The organism is Streptomyces sp. NBC_00076, from assembly GCF_045041235.1.
Taxonomy (GTDB): domain Bacteria; phylum Actinomycetota; class Actinomycetes; order Streptomycetales; family Streptomycetaceae; genus Streptomyces.
The window spans coordinates 6,936,107-6,959,301 of sequence record NZ_CP108242.1 but is presented as its reverse complement, the minus strand read 5'-3'; the positions used below and the strand labels follow the sequence as shown (position 1 = coordinate 6,959,301).

At 71.2% G+C, this 23,195-nt stretch carries 14 protein-coding genes; 4 read left to right on the top strand and 10 right to left on the bottom strand.

The annotated features are described in order from the left end of the window. Positions 1–169: 169 nt before the first annotated feature. Positions 170–487 (bottom strand): hypothetical protein, encoded by a 318-nt coding sequence (locus OHA64_RS31780; RefSeq protein ID WP_405618926.1) that lies wholly within the window; start codon positions 485–487, stop codon positions 170–172. 164 nt (positions 488–651) lie between these two features. Next, on the bottom strand, positions 652–2,850 hold the full coding sequence (locus OHA64_RS31775; RefSeq protein WP_405618924.1) for an ATP-dependent DNA helicase UvrD2: 2,199 nt from the start codon (positions 2,848–2,850) through the stop codon (positions 652–654). 208 nt (positions 2,851–3,058) lie between these two features. Here OHA64_RS31775 and OHA64_RS31770 point away from each other — a divergent pair, with 208 nt between their 5' ends. Next, on the top strand, positions 3,059–3,301 hold the full coding sequence (locus tag OHA64_RS31770) for a mycoredoxin (RefSeq protein WP_362438247.1): 243 nt from the start codon (positions 3,059–3,061) through the stop codon (positions 3,299–3,301). Positions 3,302–3,394: 93 nt separating this feature from the next. Here OHA64_RS31770 and nudC read toward each other — a convergent pair whose 3' ends face one another. The 5 genes from nudC to OHA64_RS31745 all read right to left on the bottom strand — a co-directional run bounded on the left by nudC (position 3,395) and on the right by OHA64_RS31745 (position 13,607). Further along, positions 3,395–4,339, bottom strand: a complete 945-nt coding sequence (nudC, locus tag OHA64_RS31765) for an NAD(+) diphosphatase (RefSeq protein WP_405618922.1) — start codon at positions 4,337–4,339, stop codon at positions 3,395–3,397. A 154-nt stretch (positions 4,340–4,493) separates the two neighbouring features. Further along, positions 4,494–5,906 (bottom strand): dipeptidase, encoded by a 1,413-nt coding sequence (locus tag OHA64_RS31760; RefSeq protein WP_405618920.1) that lies wholly within the window; start codon positions 5,904–5,906, stop codon positions 4,494–4,496. Positions 5,907–5,916: 10 nt separating this feature from the next. Next, complete coding sequence (locus OHA64_RS31755) at positions 5,917–9,498, bottom strand: UvrD-helicase domain-containing protein (protein WP_405618918.1); 3,582 nt, start codon at positions 9,496–9,498, stop codon at positions 5,917–5,919. A 119-nt stretch (positions 9,499–9,617) separates the two neighbouring features. Then, entirely contained in the window at positions 9,618–12,962 is a 3,345-nt protein-coding gene (locus OHA64_RS31750) for an ATP-dependent helicase (RefSeq protein WP_405618916.1), read from the bottom strand. Positions 12,963–13,220: 258 nt separating this feature from the next. Next, positions 13,221–13,607, bottom strand: a complete 387-nt coding sequence (locus OHA64_RS31745) for an MGMT family protein (protein WP_405618914.1) — start codon at positions 13,605–13,607, stop codon at positions 13,221–13,223. A 186-nt stretch (positions 13,608–13,793) separates the two neighbouring features. On the opposite strand from OHA64_RS31745, the gene OHA64_RS31740 reads away from it, so the two are divergent. The 3 genes from OHA64_RS31740 to OHA64_RS31730 all read left to right on the top strand — a co-directional run bounded on the left by OHA64_RS31740 (position 13,794) and on the right by OHA64_RS31730 (position 19,925). Next, the gene (locus tag OHA64_RS31740; protein ID WP_405618912.1) at positions 13,794–16,535 is read left to right on the top strand and encodes a lysylphosphatidylglycerol synthase domain-containing protein; all 2,742 of its coding nucleotides are present in this window, start codon (positions 13,794–13,796) and stop codon (positions 16,533–16,535) included. Positions 16,536–16,605: 70 nt separating this feature from the next. Continuing rightward, a complete protein-coding gene (locus OHA64_RS31735) occupies positions 16,606–18,150 on the top strand; it encodes an alpha/beta hydrolase (RefSeq protein ID WP_405618910.1) in 1,545 nt (514 codons plus the stop codon). A gap of 230 nt (positions 18,151–18,380) precedes the next feature. Then, entirely contained in the window at positions 18,381–19,925 is a 1,545-nt protein-coding gene (locus OHA64_RS31730) for an alpha/beta hydrolase (RefSeq protein WP_405618908.1), read from the top strand. Between the two features lie 68 nt (positions 19,926–19,993). On the opposite strand, the gene moeZ is transcribed toward OHA64_RS31730, so the two are convergent. From moeZ to OHA64_RS31715, 3 genes are all read right to left on the bottom strand, one after another. Beyond that, positions 19,994–21,172, bottom strand: coding sequence for an adenylyltransferase/sulfurtransferase MoeZ (gene moeZ, locus OHA64_RS31725; protein WP_405618906.1), 1,179 nt, complete (start codon positions 21,170–21,172; stop codon positions 19,994–19,996). 63 nt (positions 21,173–21,235) lie between these two features. Next, positions 21,236–21,988 (bottom strand): spherulation-specific family 4 protein, encoded by a 753-nt coding sequence (locus tag OHA64_RS31720; RefSeq protein ID WP_405618904.1) that lies wholly within the window; start codon positions 21,986–21,988, stop codon positions 21,236–21,238. Continuing rightward, positions 21,976–22,938, bottom strand: a complete 963-nt coding sequence (locus tag OHA64_RS31715; protein WP_405618902.1) for an NAD-dependent epimerase/dehydratase family protein — start codon at positions 22,936–22,938, stop codon at positions 21,976–21,978. The genes OHA64_RS31720 and OHA64_RS31715 overlap by 13 nt, the downstream gene beginning before the upstream one ends. Positions 22,939–23,195: the final 257 nt, after the last annotated feature.

Sequence of the window (23,195 nt, the reverse complement as noted above, 5' to 3'; positions counted from 1 at the left end):
TCTTCCTCGTCTGGTCGTTCCGGCCCTGTTGGACCGGTTGTCGGCTGGTACCGGGTCTTTTCTTGTCCCGAGGCCCCTTCGTCCCGTCATCCCCGTTCGAGGACAAACAGAAGGGCCGCGGATCCCGGGTGGGGTTCCGCGGCCCTGAAGGCGCCGGCCTGATCGACGATCAGGCTGGATCACTCCAGGGTTCTGGCCCACGGAAGGCCCACATCAGGTGGTGCTGCGTCTGCTTCCGGCTACCGGCACCGGCCGCCGCAAAGGCATAGGCCTGCGCCTGTGCCCCTACCGCTTCCAGTGCCTTGATCGGTCGCTCATTGCGCTCCCGGACGGGAAGACCCGCCAGAGACACGGAGGACACCGGACGCACGGCACGGATGCCGGACAGACCGCTGCCCGGGGCAGAGGCGCCGAGCATGCACGTGGAGACGACCGAGCGATCGGTCATTTTGGCGGTGCTGATGGAGCGGCTGTTGATGCTGATCACTGGAATCGCCTCCTCTCGGCGTCTTGGGGACTGGGGTGAACCAGTCCGACGGGTATGCAAGTACAGCACGGAATCGGGGCCCCCGAGAAGGCCTCCGTCCCCGTGGCTAAGAACCTATGGGGATTCCTGGGGCATGCGCAAACTATTTTTTCGACGAGTTCGCATCAATCCCGGTCTTCTTCTCCCTCAGGCTCCTGGCCTGCGCAGAGGGCGAGGACATCGGCTCCGTAGCGCTTGAGTTTGCGCATGCCGACCCCGGGGATCCGGGCCAACTTCCCGTCGTCGTCGGGGGCGGCCTCGGCGATCGCCATCAGCGTCTTGTCGGTGAAGACGCAGAAGGCGGGCTGTCCGCTGCGCTGCGCCTGGACCGCCCGCCACTCGCGCAGTCGCTCGTAGAGACCCTCGTCCATGTCGGACGGGCAGTCCTCGCAGCGCATCAGTTTCATCTCACCCGCGTCGGTCAGCGTGCGCCCGCACACGCGGCAGCGCGCGGGAGTGCGCTGCCTGCGTCGCGGGGTGGCGCCCGGTCTGCTCGTGAAGCCCCGCTCGACGCCTCCGGGGCCGCCTGCCGCGGCCCGGGTCCCCGCGGCGGCGGCCGAGCCGGGGCGCAGCCCGTCGAGGAAGCGGCTGGGTCGGCGGCTCGGGCGGCCGCCGGGCGAGCGGGAGAGCGCCCAGGAGACATGAAGGAGTTCCCGGGCGCGGGTGACGCCGACGTAGAGGAGTCGGCGCTCCTCCTCGATCTGCTCGGCGGTCTTTGCGTAGGTGATCGGCATCATGCCCTCGGCTACGCCGACCAGGAAGACGACGTCCCACTCCAGGCCCTTGGCCGAGTGCAGGGAGGCGAGCGTGACGCCTTCCACGGTCGGGGCGTGCTGGGCGGCCGCCCGCTCGTCGAGTTCGGCCACGAGGTCGCCGAGGGTGGCGCCGGGTCTGGCGACGGCGAAGTCCTGCGCGAGGTTCACGAAGGCCGCGAGGGACTCCCAGCGCTCTCTGACGGCTCCGGAGCCGGCCGGGGGCTCGGTGGTCCAACCCTCACCGGAGAGCACCGCACGCACCTGGGAGGGCAGATCGATGACGTCGTCCAGGAGGGAGTCGTTGCCGCCGAAGCGGGCCGCTCCGCGCAGGGCGACACCGGCCTTGCGGACCTCGGGGCGGTCGAAGAAGCGCTCTGCGCCCCGCAGCTGGTAGGGGACTCCGGCGTCGGCGAGGGCCTGTTCGTAGGTCTCGGACTGGGAGTTGGTGCGGAACAGGATGGCGATCTCGCTGGCCCGGACGCCCGCGTCCATGAGCTCGCGTATCCGCCGGGCGGCGCCCTCGGCCTCGGCGGGCTCGTCCGGGTACTCGCTGTAGACGGGCTCTTGGCCCGGGGCACGCTGGGAGACCAGCTCCAGCCGATGGTCGGCGGCGCGGCCGTGGGCCTGGGCGAGAAGGCCGTTGGCGAGGTGGACGACCTGGGGAGTGGAACGGTAGTCGCGGACCAGCTTGACGACCGTTGCCCCGGGGTGGCGAGTGCGGAAGTCGAGCAGGTGATCGGGAGTTGCCCCGGTGAACGAGTAGATCGTCTGGCTGGCGTCTCCGACCACGCAGAGGTTGTCCCGGTCGCCCAGCCACAGTTCCAGCAGGCGCTGCTGGAGGGGGCTGACGTCCTGGTATTCGTCGACCACGAAGTGCTGGTACTGCGAACGGACCTGCTCGGCGACATCGTGCCGGTCCTGGAGGACGGCCACGGTCAGCAGCAGGACGTCCTCGAAGTCGATGAGGGCGCGGTCGCGCTTGAGGTCCTCGTACGCGGAGTAGAGCTGGGCGATCTCGGCCGGGCCGCGGGGGGCCTCGCGCCCTGCCTTGGCGGCGGCGAGCGGGTAGTCGGCGGGGACGGTCTGGGTGACCTTGGACCACTCGATCTCGCCGGTGACGTCCCGCAGTTCGCCCCGGTCGAGGCGGATGCGGCAGGCGGCGGCCGCGTCGGCGACGAGCTGGATCTTGCGGTCGACGAGCCGGGGCATGGAGCCACCGATGACTTTCGGCCAGAAGTACTGGAGCTGACGCAGGGCGGCGGAGTGGAAGGTGCGGGCCTGGACGCCACCCGCGCCGAGTTGCCGGAGCCGGCCGCGCATCTCGCCGGCAGCGCGGTTGGTGAAGGTGACGGCCAGCACGCTGGACGGCTGGAGGATGCCCGCGCGTACGCCGTATGCGATGCGATGGGTGATCGCCCGTGTCTTGCCCGTGCCGGCGCCCGCCAGCACGCACACCGGACCGTGCAGGGCGGTGGCGACCTCGCGCTGCTCGGGGTCGAGCCCTTCGAGCACCGCGTCGGCCGAGTCCGGTGTTTGCGGGAACAGGGTGGAGTGCGTTGCTGCTGTCACACGGCCATGCTGCCAGGTCGCCGGAGACGGACGAGTCGGTTGTCCACAGGTGAGCACTCGCAGTCGTACTAATGCGGGAGGCGTCGCGTCCGGGCCATGCGGCGGGATTCGCAACGGGTTGACCTCACCGACGGGAATGGTGGCCCTTTCAGTTGCGTTCCCTCACTGCGAGCACGCATCCCCGAGCCGCCGAAGGAGCGCGAGAGACATGCCGGGCACTGTGACGATGTACAGCACCACGTGGTGCGGCTACTGCCGCCGGCTGAAGGGCCAGATGGACCGCGAGGGCATCGCGTACAACGAGATCAACATCGAGCAGGACCCGGAATCCGCCGCGTTCGTCGAGAAGGCGAATGGCGGAAACCAGACGGTTCCCACCGTGCTGTTCCCGGACGGCTCGACGCTCACCAATCCCTCGCTGGCCCAGGTCAAGCAGAAGGTCGGCGCGTAACCGCTCCCGTGGTGTGAGAAGGGCGGTCCTCCGGGGAATTCCCCAGGGGACCGCCCTTGCTCTGTCGTGGCTACACCAGTGATGGGTCGTGCCTCACGCGAAGCTCCTCGTCGGCAGCGGCTTGCCGTACCAGAGCTCGATCAGGCGGGCCGCGATCGAGATGCCGTAGGGCGGCAGTACCTCGCCGGATTCGAAGGCGGCGCGCAGCTCGTCGCGGGAGAACCAGCGTGCTTCGTGGATCTCGTCGCCGTCGACGTCGATGTCGGTCGAGGTGGCGCGGGCCATGAAGCCCAGCATCAGGCTGGACGGGAACGGCCAGGGCTGGCTGGCGACGTACTCGACAGGGCCGATGGTGATGCCGGCCTCCTCGAAGACCTCGCGGCGCACCGACTGCTCTATGGACTCGCCGGGCTCGACGAAGCCGGCGAGCGTCGAGAAGCGGCCCTCGGGCCAGTGGACCTGGCGGCCCAGCAGGATGCGGTCGTCCTCGTCCGTGACCGCCATGATCACGGCGGGGTCGGTGCGCGGGTAGTGCTCGGCGCCACAAGCCTGGCAACGGCGGATGTGACCGGCCGCGGCGATGACCGTGCGCTCGCCACAACGTGAGCAGAAGCGATGCGTGCGCTGCCAGCTCTCCAGGCCGACCGCGTGCACCATCAGGCCGACCTCACGGGGCGACAGGAGCAGACCGGCCTCGCGCAGGCCCGCCGGGCGCGCGGACTGGTCGATACGGCCGGGGAGCGCGTCCTTCTGGAGGGCGAAGTAGCGCACGCCGTCCTCGTCGATGCCGAGGAAGTAGCGGTGCGCCTCGGTGAGGGGCGCCTCGAAGGACGGGGTCATCACGAGTTCGGTGCGGCCGTCCGCCGTCTCGTCGATGAGGACCTGGCCGCCGGAGACCACGAAGCAACGGGTCGTGGGGTGGCTCCACGCCGCCGCGAGCCAGGCCTCGTCGAGCCGGTGATGGGCGGCGCGGTCGATGCCGCTCGGGGCGGTGAGCGAGATGGGGCGGTCGGCGGTGTGGTCGGTCCAGGTGGTCACGAGTGCTTCCAACTCCCCCGGTGGAAAGGGTGTTTCGTGGGCGGTTCAGCGGGACGTACGGCGGGAGGCGACCGGGTCCGGCAGGGCGTGGCGGTACGGGACAGCTCTTCCAGTGTGCCGCGTCCGCTCTGCCGCGTCTGACGGCTCGGGGCGGTCAGGGCGCATGGCTCCAGTGCTCCGCGAGGTCGGCCCACAAGTACGCGGAGGTTTCGACGCCCTTGAGGAGCAGGTCCAGCTCAACCTTCTCGTTCGGTGCGTGCCAGCCGTCGGACGGGACGGAGATGCCGAGGAAGAGCACGGGGGCTCCAAGCACCTCCTGGAGGTCGGCGGCCGGTCCCGAACCGCCTTCGCGGGTGAAGCGGACCGGCTGTTCGAAGGCGCGGCCCATGGCGCGCACGACGGACTGCAGGGCGGGGTGGTCGAGCGGCGTCAGGCACGGGCGCGTGGCGGCCAGGAACGTGATCTCGCTGCGGATCCCGGCCGGAACCTGTTCCTCGGCCCAGGCGCGGACGATCTTCTCGATGTGGTCGGGGTCCTGGCCCGCGACCAGCCGGAAGGAGAGTTTCACCATGGCGGAGGACGGGATGATCGTCTTGCTGCCCGGGCCCTGGTAGCCGCCGCCGATGCCGTTGACCTCCGCGGTGGGGCGGGCCCACATGCGCTCCAGGGTGGTGTGTCCGGCCTCGCCGTGTGTGGCGTACGACCTGGCCGTGCGCAGCCACTGCCGCTCGTCGAAGGGCAGCTCGGCGAAGAGTTCGCGCTCGCGGTCGGTGAGTTCGACGATGCCGTCGTAGAAGCCGGGGACCGCCACGCGCGCGTGCTCGTCGTGCAGGGCGGCGACGAGGCGGGCGGCGGCCGTGGCCGGGTTGGGGACGGCGCCGCCGAAGGAGCCGGAGTGGATGTCCTGGTCGGGGCCGTGCAGGTGGATCTCACACTCGGCGAGGCCGCGCATGCCGGTGCACACGGTCGGGGTGTCCTCGGACCACATGCCGGTGTCGGAGACGATCACGGCGTCCGCGGCGAGCCGGTCCACGTGGTCCTCGACGAGGGCGCGGAAGTGCGGGGAGCCGGACTCCTCCTCGCCCTCGATGAGCAGCTTGAGGTGCACGGCGGGGGTGGTGCGGCCGGTGTCGGCGAGGTGGGCGCGGACGCCCAGTGTGTGGAAGAACACTTGGCCCTTGTCGTCTGCCGCCCCGCGCGCGTAGAGGCGGTTGTCGCGGACGACGGGCTCGAAGGGCTCGCTGTCCCAGCCGTCCTCACGGGCGGCGGGCTGTACGTCGTGGTGGCCGTAGACCAGGACCGTGGGCGCGCCGGGGTCGGCGGAGGGCCACTCGGCGAAGACGGCCGGGGCTCCCGGCGTCTCCCAGACCTCAGCGGTCGGAAAGCCGGTCTCCTTCAGCTTGGCGGCGAGCCAGTCGGCGCTGCGGCGTACATCGGGCGCGTGGTCGGGCTGGGCCGACACGGACGGGATGCGCAGCCACTCGGCCAGGTCGTCGAGGAAGACGGCGCGGTGCTGCTCGATGTACGTACGGACGGCGCTGACGGCACTGTCAACGGGCTGGCTCATGGTCACGAGCCTATCGGCCCGCAGTGACATCCTCGTCGTGCGGTTCCTCACCCCCGGGCTCCTCCAGAAGGAGCCGTTCCAGTGCCGCGCGGTCGGGCAGCCCGTCAGGTCGTACGACCTCCCCGCTGCGCACGTAAAGGAAGGCCGCCGTGACCGACTCCAGGGGGATGCCCTGCTGCTCGGCCCAGGCGAGCCGGTACACCGCGAGCTGGAGCGGGTCGGCCGTGCGGCTGCGGTTGGTCTTCCAGTCGACGATGTCGTACGTCGTCCCATCGCCGTCGCCTTCCTTGTAGACGGCGTCGATCCGGCCCCGGACCACGCGGCCGGCGATCGTGAGCTGGAAGGGTGCCTCCACGCGGTAGGGCGTGCGCTGGGCGTAGTCGGTGCGCTCGAAGGCGTCCTTGAGGTTTTCCAGGTCGTACTCGTCGGCGATCTCGGCCTCGCTTCCGGGCAGCTCCTCCGGTTCCAGCATGGGCAGCGTGAGCGCTTCGAAACGGGACTCGACCCAGGCGTGGAAGCGGGTACCGCGGCGGGCGGCGGGCTGTGGCGGGCGGGGCATGGGACGGGCCAGCTCCTGTGCGAAGCCGTCCGGATCGGCTGCCAGGCGCAGCACCTGGGACGCGGTGAGCGACGCGGGCAGGGGGACGTCGGTGATGCTGTGCCGGGCATGCAGGAGTTCGCCGGTGAGGGCGCCGAGGTCGCGGTCCCAGGAGGCGATGGTGCGGGCTTCGTCCGGAGTGAGGCGTGGGTGCTCTGTCTCCGGTTCCGGGGGGTGGGGGCGCGCGGACTCGGAGTGGGGGTGCGCGGATCGGGGGTGGGGGCGCGCGGGTTCCGGGCGTGGGCCGTGCGGGGTGTCCGGGGCGGCCGCCTGGTGCGGGACGGTCGGGCGGTCGGCCGTCCAGGAGTCCCATTCGGCCGGGTTCCCCTCGCCGAACCAGCCTTCTTCGTCGTAGGAATCCTCCTCGACGTAAGGGCCCTCCTCGAAGAGGTCTTCCTCGGGAGAAGCCTCGTCGTCCGGTGGTGCGGGCCAGTCCGGGTCGTCGTAGATGTCCGGGTCATGCGTGGCCCCCGGGTGGCCGTCCGGGTGGGAGGCGAGGTGCTCCAGGTGCGCCAGTACTGTCTCGGCGGCCGCCCGACGCCTGGTCAGGGCCGCCTGGTCCAGGGGCAGGGGCCACACCTGGTCGGCGGACACCTGGTGCAGGACGGGGTTCTCCTCGTCCTCCGCGGGTTCCTCCGCCCAGACCTCGATCTCGCCGTGTCCGTCCGCACAGTGCTCGTACAGGGCCCTCAGGAAGTCGGAGGGGCCGCGCGGCTTCTTCTGGGTCGGGCCCCACCAGTGGCCGGAGCCGAGCAGGAGGGAGCGGGGGCGGGTGAAGGTGACATAGCCGAGGCGGAGTTCCTCGGTGTGCTGGTGCTCCTTCATGGCCTCCTGGAAGGCCTTCAGTCCCCGCGAGTCCCAGGACGGAACGTCGGGAAGGGTGTCGGCGTCGCCGCGCAGTTCGTGCGGCAGCACTTTGCCCTGGGAGGTCCACTTCTCACGGCCCTGGCTGCTGGGGAAAGTGCCGGTGACCAGGCCCGGGACGGCGACGACGTCCCACTCCAGGCCCTTGGACTTGTGTGCGGTGAGCACCTTGACGGTGTTCTCGCCGCCGGGCAGCGCGTTGTCGAGGCCCTTTTCGTACTGCGCGGCGGTACGCAGGAAGCCGAGGAAGGCCAGCAGGGTCGCCTCGCCGTCGCCGACGGCGAACGACGCGGCGACGTCCAGGAAGTTCGACAGAGTCTCGCGTCGTCGGGCCGCCAGGGCATGCGGGGACGCCGACAGTTCGACCTCCAGGCCGGTGACGGCCAGGACCCGGTGCAGGACGTCCATGAGGGGGTCGGCCAGGGATCGGCGCAGGTCGCGCAGCTCTGTGGCCAGGCGCGCGAACCGCACGCGCGCGTCCGGGGAGAAGGGCAGGCCGTCGTCGTCGCCGTCCCCGTCGAACGGGGTCTCCACGAACGTGTCGAGGGCATCCGCGAGCGAGATCACCTCGGACGGGTCCACCCCCTCGACGGCTTCGACGAGTCGACGGTCCGGGTCGTCGTCGCCGGCCACGCGCGCGTGGGACACGAGGAGCCGGGCGCGCCGCCCCAGGAGGGCGAGGTCGCGTGGGCCGATACGCCAGCGGGGGCCGGTCAGCAGACGCACGAGGGATGCGTTGGCGCCGGGGTCCTGGAGGACCTCGCAGACGGCGACCAGGTCGGCGATCTCGGGCAGGTGCAACAGCCCGGACAGGCCGACCACCTCGACGGGGACGTCCCGGGCGACGAGCGCGCCCTGGATCTCGGCGAAGTCGGTGGCCGTACGGCACAGGACTGCGATCTCTCCGGGAGCCTTGCCGGTGTTCACCAGGTGCGCGATCGAGTCTGCGATCCAGCCGATCTCCTCGGCGTGGGTGGGCAGCAGGGCGCAGCGGACGATGCCGTCACGTTCGGCGCCGGGGGCCGGGCGTAGTGCCTCCACGCCCGCGTGCATGGCGCGCAGGGGCGTAGCGAGGCCGTTGGCGAGGTCCAGTAGGCGCCCGCCGCTGCGGCGGTTCTCGCTGAGCGCCTGTCGGGCTGCCGGGCGGCCGTCGGTGTGGGCGAAGTGCTCGGGAAAGTCGTCGAGGTTGGCGACGGAGGCCCCGCGCCAGCCGTAGATGGCCTGGCAGGGGTCGCCGACCGCGGTGACGGGGTGGCCGGTGCCGCTGCCGAACAGGCCTGCGAGCAGGATGCGCTGGGCCACGGATGTGTCCTGGTACTCGTCGAGGAGCACCACCCGGAACTCGTCGCGCAGGACGCGTCCCACTTCGGGGATCCGGGCGAGCCCGGCCGACAGGGCGATCTGGTCGCCGAAGTCCAGCAGGTCGCGTTCTCGCTTGGCGGCGCGGTAGCGGACCACCAGGTCGGCGAGTTCACGGCGGGCGGCGGCAGTCTCGGGCACCTTGCGCAGATCGGCGTTGGTGAGCTTGACGCCCTCCAGGGTGCGCAACAGGTCGGCGTCGTACGCGCGCAGGTCCTCGGGTCGTACGAGGTGTTCCGCGAGTTCGGCGTCCAGTGCGAGGAGGTCGCTGACCAGGTCGGCGAAGGAGCGGGTGAGCGCGGGGTAGGGGCCCGGGGCTTCGCGCAGCACCCGCGCGGCGAGTTGGTAGCGGGTGGCGTCGGCGAGCAGGCGGGAGGTGGGTTCCAGCCCGATGCGCAGGCCGTGGTCGGTCAGCAGGCGGCCCGCGAAGGCGTGGTACGTCGAGATCACCGGCTCGCCCGGCGGGTTGTCCGGGTCGATGACGTCGGGATCGGTGACACCGGCCCTGACCAGTGCCTTGCGGACCCGTTCGGCGAGTTCACCGGCGGCCTTGTTGGTGAAGGTGAGGCCGAGCACCTGTTCGGGGGCCACTTGGCCGGTTCCGACCAGCCACACCACGCGTGCCGCCATCACGGTGGTCTTGCCCGAGCCGGCACCGGCCACGATCACCTGCGGGGCGGGCGGCGCGATGATGCAGGCCGTCTGCTCCGGGGTGAACGGGATGCCGAGGAGCTCCTTGAGCTGATCGGGATCGGTGATACGGGCGGGCATGACTCAGAGGCTAGTGGCGGCCACTGACAGTGGAGACCACGTCCCCGTCGGGGCGGACAGAGGCGCAGGTCAGCACATGTGGTGCGGTCGATCACAACGAACTCGCGTACGTGCCTGCGTCACTCGACCACGTGGCGCCCCTCGGGCCGCGCGCTGCACGATGCCCGGAACGCGCAGTGCGTGCAGTGCTGGCCCGCGCTCGGAGTGAACTGTTCGTCAAGGACCTTGCCGGCTGCCGTGGCCAGCAGGTCGCCGACCCACTCCCCCGCCGCCCCTTCAAGGGGTTCCTGGGCCTGCACCTTGGGCAGGGTCTCGCCGCCGTCCCGTTTGGCGGCGGCCTGGCGAAGCTGGACGAGTTCGGCCCCGCCCGGTTCGGGACGCAGGCCGCCGAAGGCCTCGTCCACGGCGCCCTCGCGGACGGCGAGTTGGTAGACGGCGAGCTGGGGGTGCCGCTCCACTTCCTTGGCGCTGGGTGTGTGCTTTCCGGTCTTGAAGTCGACGACATAGGCGCGGCCGTCGCCGTCGGCCTCCACACGGTCCAACTGGCCGCGGATACGGACCTCGTAGTCGCCCGCTTCGAGGGTGACGTCGAAGTCGTGCTCGCTCGCCACCGGCGTCCGCCCGGTGCGGTCCATGACGTGCCATTGCAGGAAACGTTCGAGTGCCACGCGCGCGTTGTCCTTCTCCTGGGCCGACTTCCACGGCGCGTCGAAGGCGAGCGCGTTCCACACGGAGTCGAGGCGTTCCATGAGGACGGTGAGGTCGGCCGGGGTGCGCCCGGAGGCGACCTCGTCGGCAAGGACGTGCACGACGTTGCCGAAACCCTGGGCGGCCGTCGCGGGTGCGTCGGCCTTCACCTCGCGGCCCAGGAACCACTGCAGGGCGCAGGTGTTGGCGAGCTGGTCCAGGGCGCTGCCGGAGAGCACCACGGGCTGGTCGCGGTTACGCAGTGGCACCTTGTTCTCGGTCGGCTCGAACATGCCCCACCAGCGGTAGGGATGGGCGGACGGCACCAACGGGCGGCCGTCCTCGTCGGACAGCGCCGCGAGCCGGGCCAGGCGGCGTGCTGCGGCCTCCCTGAGGCTGTCGGACACGCGCGGGTCGACCGTGGTGGCGCGCAGTTCGGCGACGAGCGCCGCGACGGACAGCGGACGGCGCGGGCGGCCCGTGACGTCCCTGGGTTCGACGCCGAGTTCGGTCAGGAAGCGGGAGGGCTGGTCTCCGTCGTCCGCGGGCGCCTTCACCGCCGTGACGACGAGTCGCTCACGCGCGCGCGTGGCGGCCACGTAGAACAGGCGTCGCTCCTCGGCGAGCAGCGCCCCGGGGGTGAGGGGTTCGGCGAGACCGTCGCGGCCGATGCGGTCGGCCTCCAGGAGGGAGCCGCGGCGGCGCAGGTCCGGCCACAGGCCCTCCTGGACGCCCGCTACGACCACCAGGCGCCACTCCAGGCCCTTGGAGCGGTGCGCGGTCATCAGGCGGACGGCGTCCGGGCGTACGGCACGTCGCGTGAGGGTGTCGGCGGCGATGTCCTCGGCGTCGGTCTCCTCGAGGAAGTTCAGGGCACCCCGGCCGCCGGTGCGCTCCTCCGCGCGGGCCGCGGTCGCGAACAGCGCGCACACGGCGTCCAGGTCCCGGTCGGCGTTGCGGCCGGCGGCGCCACCCCGGCGGGCGGCCCGCTCCAGGCGCGTGGGCCACGGCGTGCCCTCCCACAGGTCCCACAGCGCCTCCTCGGCCGTACCGCCGCCCGCGAGGCGCTCGCGGGCCTTCCTCAGCAGCGCGCCGAGTCGCTGGGCACCGCGCGCGTACGCGGGGTCGTGCACGGCCAGTCGCTCAGGTTCGGCGAGCGCTCGCGCGAGCAGTTCGTCCGACGGCGGTGGCAAAGCGTTGCCCGCGACCCGCTCCTCGTCGCGCAGGGCACGCCCGAGCCGGCGCAGATCGGCGGCGTCCATGCTCGCGAGAGGGGACGTGAGCAGCGTCAGGGCGGTCTCGGTACCGAGCCAGCAGGCGTCCGCCCCCGGTTCAGCGGAACGTGGCAGCCCACTGCTTTCCACCGTGTCCGGCGTCTCCGCCGCCTCCGCCGTGGCCACCGCCCGCAGTGCCGTCAGCAGCGGCGCCACCGCCGGTTCGTGCCGCAGCGGGACGTCGTCGCCGTCGATGTCCAGGGGGACGCCGGCCGCGGTCAGGGCACGGCGGACCGTGGGGAGTGTGCGGGCGCCGGCGCGCACCAGGACGGCCATCTCGCTCCACGGGACACCGTCCTCCAGGTGCGCCCTGCGGAGGATGTCGGCGACGTTGTCCAGTTCGGTGCCGGGCGTCGGGTACGTGTGGACCTCGACGCTGCCGCCTTCCCGTACCGCAGTGAGCTCCCGGTGGGCGCGCACCTTGTCGGCCGGAAGTCGGGTCAGCGGCATGCGCTGCGTCAGCAGCCGGGTCGCGGTCAGCAGGCTGGCACCTGAGCGGCGGGAGGTGCGCAGCACTTCCACCGGCGCGAGCCGGCCGTCCGCGCGCGGGAAGTCCCGGGGGAACTCCAGGATGCCGTTCACGTCCGCGCCCCTGAAGGCGTAGATCGACTGGTCGGGGTCGCCGAAGGCGACCAGGGTGCGACCGCCGCCGGCCAGGGCGTGCAGCAGCCGAACCTGCGCCGGGTCGGTGTCCTGGTACTCGTCGACGAAGACGGCGTCGTACTGGGCGGCGAGCCGTACGGCGACCTCGGGGCGGCGGGCGAGGAGCACCGCGCGGTGCACCAGTTCGGCATAGTCGAGCACGCCCTGGAGGTCGAGCACGTCGAGGTACTCGGCGAGGAAGGCGGCCGCGGCGCGCCAGTCGGGGCGGCCGATTCGGCGGGCGAAGGCGTCCAGCGCACCGGGGTCCAGGCCCAGTTCGCGGCTGCGGGCGAGGACCGCGCGGACCTCGTCGGCGAAGCCACGGGTGGTCAGACAGGCGCGCAGTTCGTCCGGCCAGCGCACGTGCGCGAGGCCGAGCCGCTCCAGGTCGGGCTGGCCGGCCAGGAGTTCCCGGACGGCGACGTCCTGCTCGGGGCCGGACAACAGGCGCAGGGGCTCGACGAACAGGTCGGTGTCCTGGTGGGCGCGGACCAGGGCGTAGCAGAACGAGTGGAACGTGGTCGCCTGTGGCGCGCGGGCGGCTCCGATGCGCAACGCCATGCGGTCGCGCAGTTCGACGGCGGCCTTGCGGCTGAACGTCAGCACCAGGACGCGCGCGGGGTCCCCTCCTCGGGCGATCCGCGCCGCCACCGACTCGACGAGCGTGGTGGTCTTGCCGGTGCCCGGACCTGCGAGGACGAGCAGCGGGCCGGTTCGGTGGTCAACCACGGAGCGCTGTGCGGCGTCAAGACGAGGGGGATCGACCCGGGCCGGCGGGGTACGGACAAGTCGGTAAGCACCACGGTTCCCCTGTCGCACCTGGGTGTGCGACAGGCGCCTGGTGGAGGAAGAGGAGCTCACGTGGTTCGCCGGTCCTGGTGGGTGTGCTGTGGGAAGGACCGCCGCGCGCGGCGGGCGGTAGGCCTGGGGGTGAGGGGTGCGCGCGCAGCCGACGCTACGCCGACGAGCGGTGCGGAAGCAGGGCTTCCGCTTCTTCCCTCGGGGAACTCGCGGCACGTGCGCCCTTCGTCCCACGAACGTACGGCATCCCACGCGCGTGCCCCGCTTCCCCCGTACGGACCTCAGGGTGTCCCTGGGCCGGTCCGATGGCGGAAGCTGTCAGGTGTGACCCTCCGCGCGTTCACCGCCGTCCCATCGCGCCCGTCTCATGTCGATCCGTGGCAGATGGCCCTCGGCGGCTCGGCTCGCGTGCTTCAGGGGGGTGCCCTCCTCGCGGTACCGGCCGAGCGCCTCCACTTCGTGGCCCGGGAGCAGGACGCCGTCCGCGCGGACGACACGCCACCACGGAACGGCTCCTCCGTAGAGGGACATGACGCGGCCGACCTGGCGGGGGCCGCCCGCCTCCAGCCACTCGGCGACATCGCCGTAGGTCATCACGTGCCCGGGCGGGATCCGTTCGGCCACGTCGAGGACCCGCTCGGCGTACTCCGGCAGCGCGTCCGCGTGCTCCGCGCGGATGTCGTGCGGAAGGCTCTGCTCGCTCATCCGTCCCATCCTGCCCCACCCCACCGACAACGTGACGCGCTCGTGACCGTGCGTATCCCTCGCTCCGGGGCAGCCCTTCGGGCAGACTGTGCGCCCCCGCATCTGCACCCTGACGCCCCTGACTGTCGGTGGGGCATGCCACCATCGTGCGGGCGGTGACTGGTGATACGAGACCAAGAAGAGGCGATGAGGCAGCAGGGCGTGCATCCCGACGAAGCGGACAGCACCTCTGACACGTCGTCGCGCCCGGACACCGGCGAGGCGGCCACGAAGGACACCGGAAAAAAGGCGGCGGGGCAGCCCGAGCCCGACGTCGAGGAGCCTGACGAGGTGCGTGCCGACGAGGTCGAGGGCGACGAACCGCTGCTCCCCGCGCGCGTGCACCGCCCCTCCGACCTCATGCGGCTCCTGATCGGCGTGCTGGCCGTCGTCATGCTGCTGGCCATCGCCGCGTTCGCGCACGGCACCACCTCAGGCCTCGAACAAGACATCAACAAGGGCACCGGACGGGCGCCCGACCTGCTCATCAAGATCGCGGGACTCGCCTCCAGCATCGCGATCCTCCTGGTGCCGGTCGCGTTCGCGATCGAGCGGCTGATCAAGCGCGACGGGCTGCGGATCGCCGACGGCGTGCTCGCGGCGGTCCTGGCACACGGGGTGACACTCGCCACGGACCTATGGGTCGCCAAAGCCGCCCCCGACTCCATCCAGGAAGCGCTCACCCAGCCCTCCCCCGGCGACATCCACGCCCTCACCGACCCCGTGCACGGCTATCTGGCGCCCGTCATCGCATACATGACGGCGGTCGGCATGTCACGCAGACCGCGCTGGCGGGCCGTGCTGTGGATCGTGCTGATGCTCGACGCGTTCTCGATGCTCGTCACCGGCTACACCACGCCGTTCTCGATCATCCTGACGGTGCTGATCGGCTGGACCGTGGCCTACGGAACGCTGTACGCGGTCGGCTCCCCCAACGTGCGCCCGACGGGACGGACCCTGATGGCGGGCCTCAGGACCGTCGGCTTCCACCCGGTGAGCGCGGCACGCGAGGAGGTCGCGGACACCCCGGAGACCGGCGACCGCGGCCGGCGCTACTTCGTCACTCTGGAGGACGGCCCGCCACTGGACGTGACGGTGGTCGACCGGGAACAGCAGGCCCAGGGCTTCTTCTACCGCGCCTGGCGCAACCTGACACTGCGCGGCTTCGCCACCCGCAGCAGCCTGCCGTCGCTGAGACAGGCACTTGAGCAGGAGGCGCTGCTCGCGTACGCGGCCATCGCGGCCGGCGCCAACGCGCCCAAGCTGATCGCCACCTCCGAACTGGGCCCCGACGCGGTCATCCTCGTCTACGAGCACACCGGCGGGCGCACCCTCGACTCGCTCGCGGACGAGGAGATCACCGACGACCTGCTGCGCGACACCTGGCTCCAGGTGCAAGCGCTGCAGTCCCGGCGTATCGCCCATCGCAGGCTCGTGGGTGACGCGATCCTGGTGGATCGTTCCGGCACGGTGATCCTCACCGACCTGCGCGTCGGCGAGATCGCGGCGGGCGACCTGCTGCTGCGTATGGACATCTCCCAGCTGCTGGTGACGCTCGGCCTGCGGGTCGGCGCCGAGCGCGCTGTGGCCGCCGCGCTGAGCGTTCTCGGGCCCGACGCCGTGGCCGACTGTCTGCCCATGCTGCAGCCCATCGCATTGAGCCGCTCCACGCGCGCGACGCTGCGAAGAAAGGCCCGGGAGCGGGCCGAGCGCGAACGCGAGGCGGTCCTCGACGCGTCCCGGCAGGCCAAGCAGGCCCGTCTGGAGTCAGCGGCGGACCACACCGCACCCGTACTCGAGAAGCCCGACAAGAAGGCCGTGCGTGCGGAGGCCCGGGCCGAGAAGCGGGCCATCGACGAGGCCGTGGAAGAGGCGCGGGAGGAGGATCTGCTCACCCAGATCCGCCACCAGGTACTGCTGATCCGGCCGCAGGCACCGGTCGAACCGGCCCGACTGGAGCGGGTGCGGCCGCGCACGCTGATCAGTTTCATGGCAGGCGCGATCGGCGCGTACTTCCTGCTGACGCAGCTCACCCACATCGAGTTCGGTCCACTGGTGGCCAACGCCGAGTGGGGCTGGGTCGCCGCGGCCGTGCTGTTCTCCGCGGCGAGCTACTTCGCGGCGGCGATGGCCCTGCTGGGCTTCGTGCCGGAGCGGGTGACGTTCCTGCGGACCGTCGCGGCGCAGGTCGCGGGGTCGTTCGTCAAGATCGTCGCACCGGCCGCGGTAGGCGGTGTCGCCCTGAACACGCGCTTCCTGCAGCGCGCGGGGGTGAGGCCGGGGCTCGCGGTGGCGAGTGTCGGCGCGTCACAGCTGTTCGGGCTCGGCTGCCACATCCTGATGCTGCTGTCCTTCGGCTATCTGACCGGGACCGAGAAGACGCCGTCGCTGTCACCGTCCCGGACGGTCATCGCGGGTCTGCTGACGGTCGCGGTGCTCGTGCTGGTCGTGACCTCGGTTCCGTTCCTGCGGAAATTCGTGGCAACGCGCGTGAGGTCACTGTTCGCGGGTGTGGTGCCGCGCATGCTCGACGTGCTCCAGCGGCCGCAGAAGCTGATCACCGGCATCGGCGGCATGCTGCTGCTGACGGCCTGCTTCGTGATGTGCCTTGACGCCTCGATCCGCGCGTTCGGTGACCAGACGACCTCGCTGAGCATCGCCAGCGTCGCGGTCGTCTTCCTCGCGGGCAACGCCTTGGGGTCCGCCGCGCCGACCCCAGGCGGCGTGGGTGCGGTGGAGGCGACCCTGACGGTCGGTCTGATCGCCATCGGTCTCCCCAAGGAGGTCGCCGCGCCGGCGGTGCTGCTGTTCCGGCTGCTGACCCTGTGGCTGCCGGTGCTGCCGGGCTGGCTCGCCTTCAACCATCTGACACGCAAGGGGGCGCTGTAGGGAAGCGCCGCGGTACCTCGTACAGCCCGTGCCCCGAGCGGCCGCCGGGCGACGGCGCCACTATGGGACCATGCCCGCTTCCTCCCGGCTGCGCGCCACCGCCCTGACCGCTACCGCCCTGCTGCTGGCCTCCGTGCTGGCCGGCTGCGGCGACGACTCCCAGGACGCGGACCTCTCGGCGCAGAAGCTGAGCTGGGAGGACTGCCCGGCGCCGTCCGCGGCGGAGGGCGGCGGTGACGCCCCGACCCCGCTGCCGAACGGCGACCCGTGGCAGTGCGCCACCATGAAGGCCCCCCTGGACTGGGACCAGCCCAAGGGGGACACGATCGACCTCGCGCTGATCCGGGCGAAGGCGAGCGGCGCCGGGGGCGAGCGGATCGGCTCGCTCGTCTTCAACTTCGGCGGCCCCGGCGGCTCGGGCGTCACCGCCCTGCCCGCCTTCGGTGAGGACTACACGAAACTGCGCACCCGGTACGACCTGGTGAGCTTCGATCCGCGCGGCGTCGGCCGCAGCGCCCCCGTGGAGTGCGAGAACGACGCCCAGCTCGACGCGTACTTCCAGCAGGACGCCACCCCCGACGACGCGGCCGAACGCACGGATCTGCTGGAGAACACCAAGGAGTTCAACGCGGCCTGCGAGGAGAACTCCAAGAAGGTGCTGCCGCACGTGCGCACCACCGACGCGGCCCGCGACATGAACCTCATGCGCCAGGTTCTCGGCGACGACAAGCTGTACTACTTCGGCATCTCCTACGGCACCGAACTCGGCGGCGTCTTTGCGCACCTGTTCCCCAAAAGCGTCGGCCGCGCGGTCTTCGACGCGGTCGTCGACCCCACCCAGAACGCCGAGCAGGGCTCGCTCGGGCAGGCCAGGGGCTTCCAGCTCGCCCTCGACAACTTCGCCGAGGACTGCACGTCGAAGACCGAGGACTGCCCGATCGGCGACAGCGCGCAGAACGTCAAGGACCGCATCGCCAAGCTGCTCAAGGACCTCGACAGCAAGCCGATCCCCGGCATCCTCCCGCGTGAGCTGACCCAGACCGACGCGACGAACGGCATCGCGCAGGCGTTGTACTCGAAGGACTTCTGGGCGTACCTCACCGAAGGGCTTGAACAGGCGTACGACGGGAACGGCCAGACCCTGATGACGCTGTCCGACTCGTTGAACGGCCGCAACCAGAACGGCGAGTACAGCAACCTCGCCGCCGCCAACATCTCCATCAACTGCGCGGACGACCGAGCGCGCTACACCCCGGACTACGTCGGGCAGAAGCTGCCCGAGTTCCGGGCCGCCTCGGCGCTGTTCGGCGACTTCCTCGCCTGGGGCATGGTCAGCTGCACCGACTGGGCCGTGCCGGGCGCCGCCGACCATCCCGACGTGAGCGCGCCCGGGTCCGCGCCGATCCTCGTCGTGGGCAACACGGGCGACCCGGCCACGCCGTACGAAGGTGCGCGGAAGATGGTGACGGCCCTCGGCAAGGGCGTCGGCGTCGAGCTGACGTACCGGGGGCAGGGGCACGGGGCGTACGACAGCAAGAACAAGTGCGTGCAGGACGCGGTGAACGGCTATCTGCTGGACGGGAAGGTGCCGGCGGCGGGAACCGTCTGCTCCTGACGTCGCCCGCTCCGTCTCCGCTTCCCGACCGGAGCACCGCGACGGCCGACACATCAGACGCCGCATCGGACGACGGGTCGGACGGCGCTTAGGGACAGTCTCTCGAAATCAGAGAGAACTCGCAGGCCAGAGCGTTATCCACAGGCCCCGGCGGCCGTCTCCTGATCCGCCTACCATGGCGGGAAAGCCATCCGCGGCACAGAGCGGAAGGCCTGCGAGGGGGGACCGTGATGAGGAGTTTCGCACGGTGGACGGCTCTGGGCGCCGCTGCCGCACTGCTGGTGACGGGATGCGGCGACTCGTCGGGGAGCGACAGGGGCGGCGGGAAGACCGACCAAGCCCAGCCGACGGCCGGCCCGTCCGCCTCGGCCGGAGATCTGCCCTCCGCTCTGACCTCGCAGAGACTCGACTGGGGACGCTGCAAGGCCACCGCGGACTCCACCGCGCCGGGCAGCGACTGGCAGTGCGCGACGCTCAAGGCGCCGCTGGACTGGTCGAAGCCGGACGGCGACACGATCGGGCTCGCCCTCATCCGCACCAAGGCCCGCGAGGAGCACCGCATCGGCTCGCTGGTGTTCAACTTCGGCGGCCCCGGCAGCTCCGGCGTGTCCACGATGCCGGCGTACGCCGCCGCCGTCTCCCTGCTCCGCGAGCGATACGACCTGGTCAGCTGGGACCCGCGCGGGGTGGCCGCCAGCGAGGGCGTCCGCTGCCGCGGCGACAAGCAGATCCAGGCGGCCGAGACGGTGGACATCACGCCGGACACCCCCGCCGAGGAGAAGGCGTACCTGCGGGACTCCACCGACTTCGGGAAAGGCTGCGAGAAGGACGCCGGCGAGCTGATGGCGCACGTCTCGACCACCGACAGCGCCCGCGACATGGACCTGATGAGGCAGGTCCTCGGCGACAGGAAGACGCACTACTTCGGCATCTCCTACGGCACCGCACTCGGCGGGGTGTACGCGCACCTCTTCCCGCAGAACGTGGGCCGGCTGGTCCTCGACGCGGTCTCGGACCCGAGCGCCGACATGGTGGGCCACAGGAAGAACCAGGCGCGAGGCTTCCAACGGGCGCTGAACGCCTACCTCAAGTCCACCGGCCAGGACCCCGAACAGGGCTCGCGGAAGATCGCGGACCTGTTGAAGCGGCTCGACGCGAACCCGCTGCCGGCGGCGTCGGGGCGGCAGCTGACGCAGGCACTCGCCTACATCGGCATCATCCTGCCGCTGTACAGCGAGGACAGCTGGCCGACCCTGACCAGCGCGCTGGCCACGGCGCAGCGGGGAGACGGTTCCGAGCTTTTGGCGCTCGCCGACGAGTACAACGAGCGTGACCCGTCGGGCCGCTACGGCACGGGGGCCCATTCGCAACGAGTCATATCGTGCTTGGACGACAAGCAGCGGCTGACGGTCGAGGAGACCAGGAAGCTGCTGCCGGAGTTCGAGAGGATCTCTCCCGTTTTCGGGCCCTTCCTGGGGTGGGACACGGTCGGCTGGTGCCACGACTGGCCGGTGGCCGGGCAGTACCAGACGCCGGAGGTGAGCGCGCCCGGTGCGGCGCCGATTCTGGTGGTCGGCAACACCGGCGACCCGGCGACGCCGTACGAGGGCACCGGGAAGATGGCCGCCGAACTGGGCAGGGACGTGGGCGTGGTGCTCACCTGGAAGGGCGAGGGCCACGGGTCGTACGGCAGCGGAAGCGACTGCGTGGACTCCACGGTGAACGCGTATCTGCTGGCCGGCACTGTGCCGAGGGACGGCAAGGTCTGCTCATGACGGCGGGGGCTCCGGGCACCCGTGGCACCCGAAGCCCCCGCCGTCATCCGACTGGGACGAGCCGAAGCTCAGTACACCGGCTTGTCGGGCTCGATCTGGTTGACCCAACCGATCACACCGCCGCCGACGTGTACGGCGTCGGAGAAGCCCGCGGACTTCAGGACCGCGAGGACTTCCGCACTGCGGACACCCGTCTTGCAGTGCAGGACGATCTTCTTGTCCTGCGGGAGGGTCTCCAGGGCGGTGCCCATGAGGAACTCGTTCTTCGGGATCAGCTTGGCGCCCGGAATGGAGACGATCTCGTACTCGTTGATCTCGCGGACGTCGATGATCTCGATGTTCTCGCCGTCGTCGATCCACTCCTTGAGCTGCTTGGGAGTGATCGTGGAGCCGGCGGCCGCCTCCTGGGCCTCCTCGGAGACGACGCCGCAGAAGGCCTCGTAGTCGATGAGTTCGGTGACGGTCGGGTTCTCACCGCACACCGCGCAGTCGGGGTCCTTGCGGACCTTGACCTGGCGGTACTGCATCTCCAGGGCGTCGTAGATCATCAGGCGGCCGACCAGCGGCTCACCGATGCCGGCCAGGAGCTTGATGGCCTCGTTGACCTGGATGGAGCCGATGGACGCGCACAGCACGCCCAGGACGCCGCCCTCGGCGCAGGAGGGGACCATGCCGGGCGGCGGGGGCTCGGGGTAGAGGCAGCGGTAGCAGGGGCCGTGCTCGGACCAGAAGACGGAGGCCTGGCCGTCGAAGCGGTAGATCGAGCCCCACACGTACGGCTTGTTGAGCAGCACACAGGCGTCGTTGACCAGGTAGCGGGTCGCGAAGTTGTCCGTGCCGTCGACGATCAGGTCGTACTGACTGAAGATGTCCATCACGTTCTCGGCCTCGAGCCGCTCTTCGTGAAGGATCACGTTCACATAGGGGTTGATGCCGAGGACGGAGTCACGCGCGGACTCGGCCTTGGAGCGGCCGATGTCGGCCTGACTGTGGATGATCTGGCGCTGCAGGTTCGACTCGTCGACCTCGTCGAACTCCACGATGCCGAGCGTGCCCACGCCAGCGGCGGCCAGGTACATCAGCGCCGGCGAGCCCAGGCCGCCGGCGCCCACACAGAGCACCTTGGCGTTCTTCAGCCGCTTCTGCCCGTCCATCCCGACGTCGGGGATGATCAGGTGGCGGGAGTACCTGCGGACCTCGTCTACGGTGAGCTCGGAAGCGGGCTCGACCAGGGGTGGCAGCGACACGGGGACTCCGTTGGTCGGTCAATCACTACAGTTGTTCTCCCCGTAACACTGCCACGGGCTTCTTCATTCCGAGACACCTGTTCCGATCCGCGAGACGACGTCGTCCCAGTAGCCGGGCATGGTCTCCCAGGGGTCGCTGCGGCCGAAGCGGTCCGTGCGGTCGGTGAGGTAGATGGTCGCCGCGCCCTGCCAGCGGGCGATGCGCAGCGCCTCGTCCAGGTGGCCCCGTGGGACACCGTGGACGAAGTGGCAGAAGCGCTCGGGCGAGTGGTCCGCGGTCCACTCGGCCACCTGCGACCAGCGGTAGTCGCTCCACGAGCCGGAGAACGTGACCAGTTGGTCGGCGATCTCGGCGTAGCCGGGGTACGGGTGAGTGCCGTGGCCGAGAACGATGTGGGCGTCGTCACTGATCGCGCGCAGTGTGGTGACCGTCCGGCGGACCTCGGGAAGGGCGACAGGTTCGGTCGGGCAGCGGCCCAGGAGGAAGCCGTCGACCCGGTACCAGTCGATGTAGCGGTGTGCGTCGGCGATCATCTCCCCGAAGGCACGGGCCCCGTACGTGGCGTCGAGGTGGCCGAGGACCCGGATCCCCGCGTTGCGCAGACGGCCGGCCGCCTCCAGGCAGTGCTGGTCGGGACGACTGCCGGGCCCGTTGCCCGTGATGTTCAGGACGACCCAGTGCAACGGGATGCCGGGGCGGGTGAGTTCGGCCCATTCGGCCGGGGCGACGAGGGGGTGGGCGAAGCCGGGGATGCCGAAGCCGGTGCGCAGGTCGGTGCCCGCCGTGCCGGGGGTCGCGCTGGTCAGATGCGGCATGCCGCCTCCATCCAGATGTCGGCCAGGGATTCCTCCAGGTTGATCCGCGGGCGCCAGCCGAGCCGGTCGCGTGCGGTGCGCACATCGGCCTGCTGCCAGTTGCCGCAGCCGTCCGGGTACGGGTACGCGACCGGGGCCGCGTGGTCCGAGTCGGTGCGGGGGTGGCCGATGGTCGCCCTGAGGTGGGTGCCGGGAGTGCCGTCGAGTTCCTGGAGGGAACCGCCGTATCCGGCAACGCGCGCGAGGATCGCGGCGGCGTCGCGGAGCCGGACGGCGCGGCCCGAGCCGATGTTGATGGCGCCCTGCGCGGCGGACAGCGAGGCGGCGTGCACGGCGCGGGCGACGTCGCGTACGTCGACGAAGTCCCGCTGGGCGCCGAGGCCGCCGAGTTTGAGCTCGCCGTCGCCGGACTGCATGGCGCGCCGCATGGCCTCGGCGAGGCGGCCGAGTGGGGAGCCGGCGGGGGTGCCGGGGCCGGCCGGGGAGAACACACGCAGGACCACGGCGTCCAGGCCTGAGCCGAGGACGAGTTCGGTGGCGGCGAGCTTGCTGACGCCGTACGGCCCACCAGGGCGGGGGACGGCGTCCTCGGCCGTGGAGGAACCGGGCTGGCTGGGGCCGTATTCGGCGCCGCAGCCGATCTGCACGAGACGGGCACCGCAGCCGCTGCGCCGCAGCGCCTCGCAGACGGTGGCGACGGCGACGGTGTTGTGGCGGGTGAGGTCGCGCGCGCCACCCCGGGTGGCGCCGGCGCAGTTGATGACGACTCCGGGGTGGACCGCGTCGAGGAATCGGGTGAGCGCGCCGGGGCTGCCGGACGCGAGGTCGAAGCGGACGTCGGCGTCGTCGCCGCGGCCGAGAGCGGTGAGCTGGACGGCCGGGTCGGCGAGCAGTCGGTCGGCGACGAAGCGGCCGAGGTAGCCGTTGGCTCCGATCAGCAGAACTCTCATCGGGCTGCTCCCGGGGCCGAGGCGTCGGGTCGGGAGGTGATCATTTGGTGGTCTCCTTCGAGCAGAGGTGGTGCGGGTGCGGGTGCAGGTGCCTGCGCTTCCGGGGCCGGGTGCGTGCAGCGGCCCGCACACCCGGGCGCGGTCGCTGTCGCGGGTGCCTGTGGCGCGGGGCCGGGGTTCCTGTGACGTGCTGTGCGTGTGAGTGCTGGTGCTGGTTCTCCCGGGCGGGTGTGCGGGGCGTCGGCAGTCGGCAGTCG

Excerpts from the sequence above, each read along its gene's own strand:
- OHA64_RS31755 (WP_405618918.1), bottom strand. The coding sequence starts at position 9,498 with ATGCCCGCCCGTATCACCGATCCCGATCAGCTCAAGGAGCTCCTCGGC.
- OHA64_RS31715 (WP_405618902.1), bottom strand. The coding sequence starts at position 22,938 with ATGAGAGTTCTGCTGATCGGAGCCAACGGCTACCTCGGCCGCTTCGTC.
- OHA64_RS31770 (WP_362438247.1), top strand. The coding sequence starts at position 3,059 with ATGCCGGGCACTGTGACGATGTACAGCACCACGTGGTGCGGCTACTGC.
- OHA64_RS31720 (WP_405618904.1), bottom strand. The coding sequence starts at position 21,988 with ATGCCGCATCTGACCAGCGCGACCCCCGGCACGGCGGGCACCGACCTG.
- OHA64_RS31760 (WP_405618920.1), bottom strand. The coding sequence starts at position 5,906 with ATGAGCCAGCCCGTTGACAGTGCCGTCAGCGCCGTCCGTACGTACATC.
- OHA64_RS31745 (WP_405618914.1), bottom strand. The coding sequence starts at position 13,607 with ATGAGCGAGCAGAGCCTTCCGCACGACATCCGCGCGGAGCACGCGGAC.
- OHA64_RS31735 (WP_405618910.1), top strand. The coding sequence starts at position 16,606 with ATGCCCGCTTCCTCCCGGCTGCGCGCCACCGCCCTGACCGCTACCGCC.
- OHA64_RS31740 (WP_405618912.1), top strand. The coding sequence starts at position 13,794 with ATGAGGCAGCAGGGCGTGCATCCCGACGAAGCGGACAGCACCTCTGAC.
- OHA64_RS31730 (WP_405618908.1), top strand. The coding sequence starts at position 18,381 with ATGAGGAGTTTCGCACGGTGGACGGCTCTGGGCGCCGCTGCCGCACTG.